Source organism: Amycolatopsis sp. NPDC021455 (assembly GCF_040640995.1).
Taxonomy (GTDB): Bacteria; Actinomycetota; Actinomycetes; order Mycobacteriales; family Pseudonocardiaceae; genus Amycolatopsis.
In genome coordinates this window covers 1-11500 of record NZ_JBFACT010000125.1, presented here as the reverse complement: position 1 = coordinate 11500, position 11500 = coordinate 1, and the positions used below count along the sequence as shown (strand labels likewise).

The 11500-nt window shown below is 72.8% G+C and carries 13 protein-coding genes; 5 read left to right on the top strand and 8 right to left on the bottom strand.

The genetic code is table 11. From position 1 onward, the window contains the following. Positions 1-744: cation transporting ATPase C-terminal domain-containing protein (locus AB0G28_RS48135; RefSeq protein ID WP_361106008.1), on the top strand; the 744-nt coding region annotated here is incomplete at its 5' end. Here AB0G28_RS48135 and AB0G28_RS48130 read toward each other — a convergent pair. From AB0G28_RS48130 to ftsH, 5 genes are all read right to left on the bottom strand, one after another. Then, complete coding sequence (locus tag AB0G28_RS48130; RefSeq protein ID WP_361106005.1) at positions 665-1132, bottom strand: hypothetical protein; 468 nt, start codon at positions 1130-1132, stop codon at positions 665-667. The genes AB0G28_RS48135 and AB0G28_RS48130 overlap by 80 nt on opposite strands. 50 nt (positions 1133-1182) lie before the next feature. After that, complete coding sequence (locus tag AB0G28_RS48125; protein WP_361106002.1) at positions 1183-2136, bottom strand: magnesium transporter CorA family protein; 954 nt, start codon at positions 2134-2136, stop codon at positions 1183-1185. Positions 2137-2140: 4 nt separating this feature from the next. After that, positions 2141-2581, bottom strand: coding sequence for a hypothetical protein (locus AB0G28_RS48120; protein ID WP_361106000.1), 441 nt, complete (start codon positions 2579-2581; stop codon positions 2141-2143). 134 nt (positions 2582-2715) lie between these two features. Next, the gene (locus tag AB0G28_RS48115) at positions 2716-3591 is read right to left on the bottom strand and encodes a universal stress protein (RefSeq protein ID WP_361105998.1); all 876 of its coding nucleotides are present in this window, start codon (positions 3589-3591) and stop codon (positions 2716-2718) included. Beyond that, positions 3588-5555, bottom strand: a complete 1968-nt coding sequence (gene ftsH / locus AB0G28_RS48110; RefSeq protein ID WP_361105995.1) for an ATP-dependent zinc metalloprotease FtsH — start codon at positions 5553-5555, stop codon at positions 3588-3590. Before ftsH ends, AB0G28_RS48115 begins: the two co-directional genes overlap by 4 nt. A 179-nt stretch (positions 5556-5734) precedes the next feature. Here ftsH and AB0G28_RS48105 point away from each other — a divergent pair, with 179 nt between their 5' ends. Further along, positions 5735-6736 (top strand): zinc-binding alcohol dehydrogenase family protein, encoded by a 1002-nt coding sequence (locus tag AB0G28_RS48105; RefSeq protein WP_361106011.1) that lies wholly within the window; start codon positions 5735-5737, stop codon positions 6734-6736. A gap of 20 nt (positions 6737-6756) precedes the next feature. Here AB0G28_RS48105 and AB0G28_RS48100 read toward each other — a convergent pair whose 3' ends face one another. Next, a complete protein-coding gene (locus AB0G28_RS48100; RefSeq protein ID WP_361105992.1) occupies positions 6757-7092 on the bottom strand; it encodes a hypothetical protein in 336 nt (111 codons plus the stop codon). 152 nt (positions 7093-7244) lie between these two features. Here AB0G28_RS48100 and AB0G28_RS48095 point away from each other — a divergent pair, with 152 nt between their 5' ends. Together AB0G28_RS48095 and AB0G28_RS48090 are read left to right on the top strand one after the other, a co-directional pair. Further along, entirely contained in the window at positions 7245-8123 is an 879-nt protein-coding gene (locus AB0G28_RS48095; protein WP_361105989.1) for a universal stress protein, read from the top strand. A 12-nt stretch (positions 8124-8135) separates the two neighbouring features. Continuing rightward, positions 8136-8759 (top strand): CBS domain-containing protein, encoded by a 624-nt coding sequence (locus AB0G28_RS48090; protein WP_361105987.1) that lies wholly within the window; start codon positions 8136-8138, stop codon positions 8757-8759. Positions 8760-8805: 46 nt separating this feature from the next. On the opposite strand, the gene AB0G28_RS48085 is transcribed toward AB0G28_RS48090, so the two are convergent. Both AB0G28_RS48085 and AB0G28_RS48080 read right to left on the bottom strand, forming a co-directional pair. After that, a complete protein-coding gene (locus AB0G28_RS48085; RefSeq protein WP_361105985.1) occupies positions 8806-9297 on the bottom strand; it encodes an RICIN domain-containing protein in 492 nt (163 codons plus the stop codon). 116 nt (positions 9298-9413) lie between these two features. Continuing rightward, positions 9414-10430, bottom strand: a complete 1017-nt coding sequence (locus AB0G28_RS48080) for a hypothetical protein (RefSeq protein ID WP_361105982.1) — start codon at positions 10428-10430, stop codon at positions 9414-9416. Positions 10431-10591: 161 nt separating this feature from the next. Between AB0G28_RS48080 and AB0G28_RS48075 the strand changes: the two genes are divergently transcribed. Continuing rightward, positions 10592-11500 (top strand): HAD-IC family P-type ATPase (locus AB0G28_RS48075; RefSeq protein ID WP_361105979.1); only part of this gene is annotated, 909 nt, incomplete at its 3' end.

Sequence of the window (11500 nt, the reverse complement as noted above, 5' to 3'; positions counted from 1 at the left end):
GACTTCGCCTCGATCGAAGCCGCCGTGCGGGTGGGCCGCGGGGTGTTCGACAACCTGCGCAAGTTCATCGCGTGGACGTTGCCGGCCAACATCGGTGAAGGCATGGTGGTCCTGGTGGCGATCCTGCTCGGCGTGACGCTGCCGATCGTGCCGGTGCAGATCCTGTGGATCAACATGACCACGGCGGTGTTCCTGGGCCTGACGATGGCGTTCGAACCGACCGAGCCCGGCATCATGCGACGGCCGCCGCGGCCACCCGGACGGCCGTTGTTCACCGGTTCCCTGCTGCGGCGGGTGGTGCTGGTGTCGCTCTTGCTCGTCGTGGCGGCCTTCGGCGCGTATCGCCTGTACCTCGATGGGGGTGCCTCGGTGGCGGAAGCGCGAACGACGGCGATCAACGTGTTCGTCGGCGTGCAGGCGGCATACCTGCTCAGCTGCCGCTCGCTCGACCGGCCGGTCCTGCGCGCGTGGCCGGGGCACAGCCGGATGTTCTTGCTCGGCTTGGGGCTGACGGCCGGGCTGCAGCTGCTGCTGACGTACGTGCCGGTGATGAACACGTGGTTCCACACGGCGCCGGTGGGATTCTCGTCTTGGCTGTGGGTGGTCGGGGCCGCGGCGGTGGCGTTCGCGGCGGTGGAGGCGGACAAGCTGCTCTGGTCGCGGCTCAGCGGGGGCGCGGCGCGGGGAGGCCGGCCGCGGTCAGGGCTTCCCAAAGAGGCTTCGCGTCGAACCGGCGGCTACTGAGCCCCTCGACGAACTGGCAGCCGTAGCTTTCGGCGCTGAGGGTCGTGGTCCGGCCTTGGACGTCGACGAACCGGAGTTCGTAGCGTGGTCCCATTTCGAGGGTGCAGGCCACGTCCTTCGGCGGGGTGGGCAGCGAGCACGCCGCAGCGGCGATCTTCCGGATCGACGCCACGTCTTTGGTGGTGGTTTCGTTCGAAGCACGGCCCGGCTGAGTGGGAAGGCCGGAGGGAAGCCCCGGGTACAGCGGGCCGCGCTCGACGAGTTCGCGGGGTTCGTACGAGGGGGAGCAGAGCGCCTCCCCGCCCGCGGGCACCTGTTCGTTGCGGCCGCAGGAGGCGGCTCCCAGGACCAGGACGAGTACACCGGAGACGGCGAGCAGTCTGCGCATGCTTCCCGGACGGAACTGCCCGGCCGCAGGGTTGCACCAGCACTGCGGGGTCAAAGCCAGTCGCGGCGCTTGAACAGCGCGTACAGCGTCGCGGAGATGACCAGGATGGCCAGCGTGGAGACCCACACCCCCGAGGCGTGTCCGAACCCCGGATACGGGATGTTCTGGCCGTAGAACCCGGTGATCGCGGTCGGCACGGCGATGATCGCCGCCCAGCTGGTGACCTTCTTCATGATCGTGTTGAGCCGGTTGCCCTGGATGCTCAGCTGCGTCTCCCGGATCGTCGCGATCAGGTCGCGCAGCGACTCCGTCCACTCCGTCACGCGCAGGACGTGGTCGTAGACGTCCTGGAAGTACGGCAGAAGCGTGTCGTCGCGGCGCATCAGCGAGGCGACGACCTCCCGCATCGGCACGGCCAGGTGCCGCAGCCGGCTGAGGCTCCGGCGCAGCCGCAGGGACCGGCGCTGCAGGTCGGTGTGGTCGACGCGGTCGGCGAACACGAGGTCTTCGAGCGCCTCGACCTGCTCGTCCAGGGCCTGGACGGCGTCGAGGTGCCCGTCGACGACGTAGTCGAGCAGGCCGTGCAGCAGGAACGCGGCGCCGCTCTTGGCCAGCTCCGGCGTGGTGTCCCAGCGCGTGACGAGGGCGTCGATGTCGGTGGTGTTGTTGCGGTGCACGGTGACCAGCACGCGGTCGGTGATGAACGCGTCCAGTTCCGAGGCGGCCAGGACACCCTCGGTCATGCGCACGGTGTACGCGGCGAGGAACGAGTGCCGGTCGTAGCGGACGAACTTGGGGCGCTGGTGGTCCTCGTCGAGGACGGACGCCACGGCCAGCGGGTGCAGCCCGAGCTCGGTGGCGAGCGTGGCCAGGTCCTGCGCGGTGGGAGCGTCGAAGTCCAGCCACAGCGTCACCGAGGGATCGGCGAGGTGGCGGGCGGCTTCGGCGGCGGGGAAGTCCTCGCGCTCGAGGACGCCGCTGCGGTACAGCCGGCTGTGCGGCATCGGCTCAGTGGTCGTGCGCGGCGGCCAGGCTGGCGCGGCAGGCTCGGACCAGCTGGCGGGTGGCCCGGGTGGACGGCGTGTCGCCGCAGGACGGGCAGCGGACCGAGACGTCGCCGGCCAGCTGGTCGATCGCGACGTTCAGCGCGCATTCGCAGGCGCGGCACCAGCGGGTGCCGGTGATGATGACGACGTGCAGCGGGGAGGCGACGCAGTCGTGCAGCCAGCGGCGGTGCGTGCGGCAGGTGACGCGCTCCAGCGGGTCCAGACCGTCCTCTTCGGACTGGTCTTCAGCGGTCAGCGTGCGTGCCAGGTGCTGGTCGGCGACGTCGGCGTAGCGGACGTCGATGAAGTCGGCGGGCCGCAGAGCGAGCCGGTCGTGGCGGTTGCGGCGGGGCGACGTCGGCTCGGCTGTGGTCGCCGGGGCGATTCCGCGGTGGATGTCCATGGTGTGCCTCACTTTCGTCGGATTCCAGAGTCCGCTTGGTGAGGCCGGGGGAGGAGGGCCGGACCGCCCCGGTTCCCGGGGTCCGGGGACCCCGGTTCCGGTGGGGCGAAGGCCCATCGGCGCGGGGACTTCCGTCAGGTGACAGTGCGCACCAGGTACACCGGGCACGCCGCGTTGTGCAGCAGCGCCTGGCCGGTGGAGCCCAGCAGCAGCCCGGGGAAGCCGCCGCGGCCGCGGTCGCCGAGCACGACGAGCTGCGCGGCCGAGCTGCGTTCGATCAGCTCGCGGCGCGGGTGACCGCGGACGACGACCCGTTCGACGGCGACGCCGCCCGCGTCGTGTTCGCCGGCGAGTTCGCCGAGCACCTGCTCGCCGGCGTCGGTGAAGGCCTGCGGGTCCAGGTGCGGTTCGGCCTCCGGGCGCGGCGGGTCGTCCGCCGACGCGTGCACCACGACCAGGCGGGCCTTGCGCACCGTCGCCTCGGCCACGGCCGTCGCGAGGATGCGGGCGCTGGGCTCGCTGCCGTCGATCCCGGCCACGACCGGCCGGTCGGCGGCGCCGGGGTCGTCCCAGGAGTCGCCGCGGACCACCACCACGTCGGAGGCCGCGTGCGCGCCGACGGCCGAGGCGACCGAGCCGGCGAGGAGGCCGGTGAGCCGGCCGCGGCCACCCGAGCCGACGACGACCAGCGCCGCCGTCCGCGACGCTTCGATGAGGGCCTGCGCGGCCCGGTCGGGATGCAGCCGCGTGGTCACGGCCGGGGCACCCTGTGCTTCGGCGATCTCCTGCGCCGCCCGCAGGTAGCGCCGCCCGTGCGCGCGGAGGACGTCCTTCATCTCCTCCGGCGGCGGTACGACGCCTCCGGCGAGCAGTGCGGAGAAGTCGAGCGCGTGCACGATCTCCAGCGGGACGTCGTGCAGCCGGGCGGCGCGGCCGGCCCAGCGGACGGCGTCCAGCGCCTCGCCCGACCCGTCCACTCCGGTGACGATCGGTTGTTTCGTCGTGTTCATCGGCGGCTCCCGGTACGGCTGTCGTGCCCCGACAGTAGGGCGGCCGCGCTGTCCGTGGCTGCGGCCGGAAGTCCCTCCGCGGGGGGACTTCCGGCGGTCAGTGCGCCGCTCGGCGCCGGTTCTTCGCGCAGCACGGTGAGCACCACGCCGCCGTCGACGGTCTCGTGCTCCTGCAGCTGTTCCGCGAGGGCGTCCAGCGCGGCCCGGTGCCGTTGCAGCAGGCCGGCGGCCCGATCCTGCGCCGCTCGCACCAGACGGGCGATCTCCTCGTCGACCGCCCGCTGGGTTTCTTCCGAATACGGCCGCCCCAGCAGTTCGGGCTGCCCGTCGGCCGCGCCGTAGCCGATCGGGCCGAGCGACGGCGACATCCCGAACTCGGTCACCATCTTCGCCGCCAGCGCCGTCGCGCCGGCGAGGTCGTTCGCCGCTCCGGTCGAGGTCTCGCCGAACACCACCAGCTCGGCGGCACGGCCGCCGAGGCGGACCGCGAGCAGGTCCGCGAGGTGGCTTTCGCGGTAGAGGTGCCGCTCGGCCTCCGGCAGCTGCTCGGTGGCACCCAAAGCCATGCCCGCGGGCAGGATCGTCACCTTCGCCACCGGGTCGGCGTGCTCGCACAGCGCCGCCACCAGCGCGTGCCCGGACTCGTGCACCGCCACCGAGCGCCGCTCCTCGGGCAGCAGGGCGTTCGAGCTGTCCCGCCGGCCCAGCAGCACCCGGTCGCGGGCGGCGGCCAGGTCGGCGGCGGTCAGGACCGTGCGGTCGTCCCGGACGGCGTTGATCGCCGCCTCGTTGACCAGGTTGGCGAGGTCGGCGCCGGAGAAGCCGGGGGTGCCGCGCGCGACGATGTTCAGGTCGACGTCCGGGGCGAGGTGCTTGCCGTCGATGTGGGTGGCCAGGATGGCCGCGCGTTCGGCCTGGTTCGGCAGCGGCACGGTCACCTGCCGGTCGAACCGGCCGGGCCGCAGCAGCGCCGCGTCGAGGGTCTCCGGCCGGTTGGTGGCCGCGAGCACGACGACGCCGCTGCTCTGGTCGAAGCCGTCCATTTCGGCCAGCAGCTGGTTGAGCGTCTGCTCCCGCTCGTCGTGTCCGCCCAGACCGCCGCCATTGCCCCGTCGGCCGCCGACGGCGTCGATCTCGTCGATGAAGATGATCGACGGCGCTCGCGTCCGGGCCTCCTCGAACAGGTCCCGGACGCGGGAGGCGCCGACCCCGACGAACATCTCGACGAACGCCGAGCCCGTGATGGACAGGAACGGCACGCTGGCTTCGCCGGCGACCGCGCGGGCGAAAAGAGTCTTCCCCGTGCCGGGCGGGCCGACCATGATGACGCCGCGCGGCCCCTTGGCGCCGGCCGCCGCGTAGCGCGCCGGGTCGCGGAGGAAGTCGATGATCTCGCCGACTTCCTGTTTGACCCCTTCGTACCCGGCGATGTCGGCGAACCGGGTGGTCGGGCGCTGGGCTTCGATGATCTTGGCCTTGGCGCGGCCGAAACCGGTCATGCCGAGCCCGCCGCCCGCGGTCTTCTGCGCCCGCATCCCGGCCCAGACGAGGAACCCGAAGAACAGGAAGAACGGCAGGTACCCCAGCAGGCCGGACAACAGCGAACCACCGGCCTTGGTGGCGGTGATCGCGACGTTCTTCTCCCGCAGCTTCGACTCCAGCTGTCCCGGGGCGAGCGCCGTGGGAATGCGGCTGGTGAACGCGGCGCCGCCGCGCCGCACCCCGTCCACCGCGCCCTGGTCGTCGACCGTCACCGACTCGACGTGCCCGGCGTCCACTTCGGACAGGAACTCGGTGTAGGTCATCGACGGTGCGGCAGGCGTCCAGAAGGCCGGTACCACCAGCGCACCGAGGACCAGCAGAACGAACGCCGTGAGCAGCCAGCCACCGCCGCGGGAGCGGCGCGGCGGCACCGGCTCCGGTTTCGGCGTGGGCGGCGGACCGGACCGGGCCGTTCGGGACATGGCTGATGCTCCTGAGGTCGCGGGGTGATCCGTTCCGGTCCACCTTCGCCGCTGCCCACGGCGGGGAAGAAGGGCCTAACGTCCCCGGCTCAGGGGACCACGGCAGGTCGCACCGCGGCGGCCGGCGGCGCATCCTGGCCCTGCCCGATCGAGGAGGACGGATGAACCTGCCGACGACCATGGCCGCCTGGCGTGTGACCAGGCCCGGCCCGATGCCGTCCGGTCCGCTGGAGTGGGCCCGGGTGCCGGTCCCGGGGCCCGCGGCGGGTGAGCTGCTGGTGCGGGTGCTGGTGTGCGGGGTGTGCCGGACCGACCTGCACGTCGCGGAGGGCGACCTGCCGGTGCACCGGCCGGGGGTGACACCGGGGCACGAAGTCGTCGGCGAAGTCGCCGCGGTCGGCGAGGGTGCCACCGGGTTCGGGGTGGGTGACCGGGCGGGGATCGCGTGGCTGCGCGAGACGTGCGGGATCTGCCGGTACTGCCTGCGGGGGCGGGAGAACCTCTGCCCGGGATCGCGTTACACGGGGTGGGATGCCGACGGTGGCTACGCGGAGTTCGCGGTCGTCCCGGCTGCCTGTGCGTTGCCCCTGCCGGACGGCTACTCCGACGACGAACTCGCGCCGTTGTTGTGCGCGGGGCTGATCGGCTACCACGCCCTTGCCCGGGCAGAGGTGCCCGAAGGTGGCCGGCTGGGGATCTACGGCTTCGGCGGGAGCGCGCACCTGACCGCCCAGGTGGCGATCGCCCGCGGCGCCACGGTGCACGTCATGACGCGCAGCGCCGAAGCCCGCGAGCTCGCGCTGGAGCTGGGGGCGGCGTCAGCCGGGGAAGCCGCCGACCCACCGCCCGAACCCCTGGACTCGGCGATCCTGTTCGCGCCCGTGGGTGAGCTGGTGCTGCCCGCGCTGGCCGCGCTCGACCGTGGCGGGACACTGGCGATCGCGGGGATCCACCTGTCCGACGTGCCGCCGTTGAACTACCAGCAGCATCTGTTCCAGGAGCGGCAGGTGCGCAGTGTCACGGCGAACACGCGGGCCGGTGCGCGGGAGTTCCTGGACTTCGCCGGCATCCATCGCCTCAGCGTCAGCACGGTGCCCTACGCGCTGGCCGACGCGGATCGCGCGCTGACGGACTTGGCCGCGGACCGGGTGAACGGCGCGGCGGTGCTCCGGGCCGGCTGAGCCGGGCAGCAGCCGGACGCTCACGGCCGCCCGGCCGGGGTCCGGAGGTGCCGGACGGTCGAAACCACCCACACGACGGTGATCAGCCCGACCAGCACGGCGAGCGCGGCCCCGCTGCCGGTCACCAGGGCAACGACCGCCGCGGCCAGGGCTGTCACGCCGAGCCACGCCGGCGCGCCGCTCCGGGGCCGCGCACCGAGAACGACGGCGGCCGAGCCCAGCAGCAGTGCGGTGACCGCCATCGCACGGACGTCGTGGACCCATATGGCCGTGCCGTCGGCCAGGAAGTCGACGGAAAGCGCGACCATGAACAGCACCGGTGCGGCCGCCACGGCGTCTCGCCATTCCTGGGGCATCGCGGATACCTCCTCGAGTCCCACGATGCCGGGTGGGGCCGGGGGCCCGGAGCAGCCGAAGGTCACTTGGCGCGGGGACGAACGACCGCAGCGTCCGCGTCCGCGTCCGCCCTACCGTCGGGTTCACGACCTGGAACCCCGGAGGGAACATCATGAGCGCAACCGGAAACGCGCCGATCGTGGTAGCCGTGGACGGCTCGGAAACGGCCGCCGCGGCTGCGCTGTGGGCGGCCGGTGAAGCGGCCCGGCGGCACGCCGCACTACTCGTCTTCACCGCCTATGGCTTCGAAGATGCCGCGTTCGGCGGCAAGGTGTACCCGCCGTCGGACTGGCTGGCCGTCAAGGAGGCCGAAGCCGACCAGTTACTGCGCCGGACGAGGGCGACCCTCGAAGCCGCCGTCCCGGGGCTGGAGGTCGTCACGGAAGCCAGCGACCGTGGGCCGGTCCCGGCGCTGCTGGCGATGTCGGCGCGAGCCCGGCTGCTCGTCACCGGCGAGCCGGTCGGCGCGATCGCCGGGCTGTTCAGCGGTTCCCCCGACGTCGACCTCGCCGCCAAGGCGCACTGCCCGGTGGTCGTGGTGCGCGGCCGGGAGAGCGTCGACGGCCCGGTGGTCGTCGGCGCCGACGGCAGCCCGCTGAGCGAAGCCGCGATCGCGTGGGCCTTCGAAGAGGCGTCGCTCCGCAACGCCCCGCTCGTGGCCATCTACACCTGGCACGACGGCGACTCCGCCGGGCTGTTCAGCGACGGCAATGTCGCTTTCCAGGGCGAGTCCCTGCGTGACTCGGGCCAGCGGCTGCTCGCCCAGCGGCTCGCCGGGTGGCAGGAGAAGTACCCGGACGTCACCGTCGAGCGCCGCGTCGAGCACGACAAACCGCGCCACCGACTGCTTTCCGCGAGCCGTGGTGCGCAGCTGGTCGTCGTCGGCAGCCGCGGCCGCGGGGGTTTCACCGGCCTGGTCCTCGGCTCGACGAGCCAGGCCCTGCTCCATCACGCCGCGTGCCCCGTGATGGTCGTCCGCACCGAAAGCTGAGGAGTTCCTGTCATGAACACGGTTTCCACGGTGATGACCGCCGATCCGATCACCGTCTCCCCGCAGACGCCGTTCAAGGACATCGCCGGACTGCTGACCGGGAACGGGATTAGCGCGGTCGGCGTGGTCGACAAGACGGGTGCGCTCGTCGGCGTCGTCTCGGAGGCGGACCTGCTCCCGCACCTGTGGGAGGACCCGAAGCCCCGCCGCCGCTTCCGCCGGCTGGCCCGCAAGGCAACCGCGTGCACCGCGAAGGATCTGATGACCAGCCCGGTCGTCACGATCGACACGGACGACTCCCTGGCTGCCGCCGCGGCGAAGTTCGCGCGCACCGGCGTTCGCCGCTTGTTCGTGCTGCGGAACGGAAAGCCGGCGGGTGTGCTGTCCCGCCGCGACCTCGTCCGCGTCTTCACCCGCGGCGACGCGGACCTCGAACGCGAGGTGTGCGACGGGATCCGGCAGCTGGGCTTCGGGCCGGACCGGGTCCGCGTAGAGGTCCGGGCCGGAATCGTGCTTGTCGTGGGGCGGGTCGAGCGGCGCAGCGACATCGACCCGGTGACGCGGCTGATCAGCGAGCTGTCCGGGGTGGTCGAGGTCCGCAACCGCCTGGACTACGTCTGGAACGACGTGGCTTGAGCCGCGACGCGAAAGGCCCTCCCGAACCGGGAGGGCCTTTCGCGCGTCAGGGGTAGTTCCAGTGCTGGTTCTCGACCGAACTGCATGGCCACGCCAGAACCGTGGAGTGCGGGAGGCCGCTGGAGTAGTCCTGGTCGAGACACGATCCACTGCGGACGTTCTGGAAAACGAAGTCGCCATCGGCGGCTCTGGCCAGCCGCCAGTGCTGGTTGTCGACCGCACTGCACGGCCACGCCAGGATCGTGGAATGCGGGACGCCCCCGGAGTAGTCCTGGTCGAGGCACATGCCACTGCGCGCGTTCCGGAACCGGTTCGTCCCGTCGGAGAGGATTTCCCACTCCCACTTCTGGTTTTCCGCCGCACTGTTGCAGGTCCAAGCCAGTACTGTGGAGTGCGCGGTGCCGCCGGAGTAGTCCTGGTCGAGACACGAGAAGCTGCGCTGGTTCTGCCATCGGTAAGTGGACACGGCGTTGGCCGTTCCGGCGAAGGCGGTGGCCAGTGCCACCACTGTGGACAAGATCGCCGCGGTTCTCCGCATGGACCCTCCGGAAGCAGCTGGTCGTGCCGGACGCGGGCAGTCTTCCACCCCGGCCGGGCGCGGCACAAGCGTGGAAAACCCGGCCACAGCGGGGATTCCGGCAAACGGCGGAGTGGTCAGCGGCCGCGCAGCTGTTCCGGGATCGGCAGGCCCACACCGTAAGGGTGGGGGAGCGGCTGCAGGACTTCGCCGATCGGCCGGCGCGGCGTCGCCGGAAGGGGCGCCGCGTCCCTCGGCGTGTAGCCGACGCGCACGACCAGTTGTGGCTCGAGCCGCCCGTCGAGGACGCAGTCGCGGATCAGGCCGCGGGTGCTCGCGAGTTCGAGCGGTTCGGTGTACACACAGGACGCCAGGTTCAGCCGGGTCGCGGTGAGCAGCACCGCGCTGGCGGCTTCACCGGCGCGGAGGCGGTCCAGCGGGGTGTCGCCCGTGGTGGCGAGGACGGTGAGGACCGCGCCGTCGGGGCCGGCCGTGTCGGGAAGCCGAGCGCCCGCGAACTCGCGGATCCGCAGCTCGCGGCGGGGTGCGAGGGCCAGGACGGCGTTCCGGGCGGGCACTCCGTCCGGCGCGTGGTCGCGGCCGCTCCACGCGGCCAGCTCGATTTCGTAGTCCTGGTCGGCCCGGTGCAGCCCGGCGGCTTCCGCGGCCGCGGCGGTCAGCACCGTCCGATGCGGTGCCGCCGTCACCACGTACAGGGCCGCACCCTGACCGGACGCGCTCTTCTGCAGCAGTACCTCGTCCCGCACCAGCAGCGGCCGGTCGTCGAACCGGCGCCGGTCCGAGCGGCGGCGGGGGATGGCCGCGGCGAGGGCTATGTCGTCGTCACGCGTGTCGTGGGGCACCAGGTCGATCCTCGCCAGGAGGCCGGGCTCGGGCAACCGGTGGATCCGCGCGGCCCACCCCATCGCCGCCGCGGCGACGGTGAAGTGGTGCAGTGCGCACCCACAGCTGACGAGCAGGTCGCGGCCGTCGGGATCGGTGTGGCGCAGCCGGCGGCGCGGGTCGGCGCGGAGTTCGACCGTACGGTCGCTGAAGTGCCACTGCCACGGCTGGGAGTTGTGCACGGAAGGAGCCCTGACCGCGAGCGCGACGGCCGCCCGCACGGCGTAGGCATCCGGCATCGTCGGGTCCATCGCTCCTCCTCGGATCGGTGCCTCCATGCTCGCCGCGGCGGTTCACCGGCCACAGAGTCGAAGGGCTTCGCGCCGGTGACCGGGTCGAGGCCCTTCGACCCTTTTCCGGTGCCGTGCCCGCGATCGAGGCTGGATGTTCCGGCCGATCGCAGGAGGAAACCATGGATCAGACCCCGGCTGACCGGACGCGGCTGCGTGAGGCCGGCCTGCTGGCGCTGGTTCTGTTGCTCGTCGCGGCCGGCGGCATCGCCTGGTGGACGGGCGTGCCGAAAGCCGCGGACGTCGTCTGGGCCGGCGCCGACCTGGTCACCCTCGTCCCGGCTGTCGTGTGGGTCGCCGCCGATCTGCGTGCCCGCCGCTGGGGCGCCGACCTGCTCGCGGTGCTGGCCCTGGTCGCCACGCTCGCGGTCGGCGAAAACCTCGCGGGTGCGATCGTCGCGGCGATGGTCGCGACCGGGCGCGTGCTCGAAGCGGGCGCGCAACGGCGGGCGAGTGCGAACCTGACCGCGTTGCTCGACCGGGCGCCGCGGGTGGCGCACCTGCGCACCGCGACCGGCCACCAGACCGTCCCGGTCGGCGAAGTGCGGCCCGGTGACCTCATCGTGGTCCTCCCGGGTGAGGTCGTGCCGGTGGACGGCGTCCTGCCGGACGGCGGGACGTTCGACGAGTCGGCGCTGACCGGCGAGCCTCTCCCGGTGTCCCGGCCCGCGGGCGACACCGTCCACAGTGGAGTGGTGAACGGCGGCGCCGCCGTCGACGTCCGCGCGAGCGCGGCCGCGGCCGACAGCGCCTACGCCGGCGTCGTACGGCTCGCCGAGCAGGCCGCCGCCCGTACCGCGCGCATCGCCCGGATCGCCGACCGCGTCGCGGTCTGGTTCCTGCCGGCGTCCCTGCTGATCGCCGCGCTCGCCTGGCTGCTGACCGGAGCGGCGGACCGTGCGGTCGCGGTCCTCGTGACGGCGACGCCGTGCCCGCTGCTGCTGGCCGTCCCGATCGCGGTGACCGGGGGTATGTCCCGGGCGTCGAAGGCCGGCGTGGTGGTCAAGGACGGCGCCGCGCTCGAAGCCCTC

What these genes read in the sequence shown, in the direction of transcription:
- AB0G28_RS48130 (WP_361106005.1), bottom strand. Translation starts at nt 1,132, where the DNA reads ATGCGCAGACTGCTCGCCGTCTCCGGTGTACTCGTCCTGGTCCTGGGA.
- AB0G28_RS48125 (WP_361106002.1), bottom strand. Translation starts at nt 2,136, where the DNA reads ATGCCGCACAGCCGGCTGTACCGCAGCGGCGTCCTCGAGCGCGAGGAC.
- AB0G28_RS48120 (WP_361106000.1), bottom strand. Translation starts at nt 2,581, where the DNA reads ATGGACATCCACCGCGGAATCGCCCCGGCGACCACAGCCGAGCCGACG.
- AB0G28_RS48115 (WP_361105998.1), bottom strand. Translation starts at nt 3,591, where the DNA reads ATGAACACGACGAAACAACCGATCGTCACCGGAGTGGACGGGTCGGGC.
- ftsH (WP_361105995.1), bottom strand. Translation starts at nt 5,555, where the DNA reads ATGTCCCGAACGGCCCGGTCCGGTCCGCCGCCCACGCCGAAACCGGAG.
- AB0G28_RS48105 (WP_361106011.1), top strand. Translation starts at nt 5,735, where the DNA reads ATGGCCGCCTGGCGTGTGACCAGGCCCGGCCCGATGCCGTCCGGTCCG.
- AB0G28_RS48100 (WP_361105992.1), bottom strand. Translation starts at nt 7,092, where the DNA reads ATGCCCCAGGAATGGCGAGACGCCGTGGCGGCCGCACCGGTGCTGTTC.
- AB0G28_RS48095 (WP_361105989.1), top strand. Translation starts at nt 7,245, where the DNA reads ATGAGCGCAACCGGAAACGCGCCGATCGTGGTAGCCGTGGACGGCTCG.
- AB0G28_RS48090 (WP_361105987.1), top strand. Translation starts at nt 8,136, where the DNA reads ATGAACACGGTTTCCACGGTGATGACCGCCGATCCGATCACCGTCTCC.
- AB0G28_RS48085 (WP_361105985.1), bottom strand. Translation starts at nt 9,297, where the DNA reads ATGCGGAGAACCGCGGCGATCTTGTCCACAGTGGTGGCACTGGCCACC.
- AB0G28_RS48080 (WP_361105982.1), bottom strand. Translation starts at nt 10,430, where the DNA reads ATGGACCCGACGATGCCGGATGCCTACGCCGTGCGGGCGGCCGTCGCG.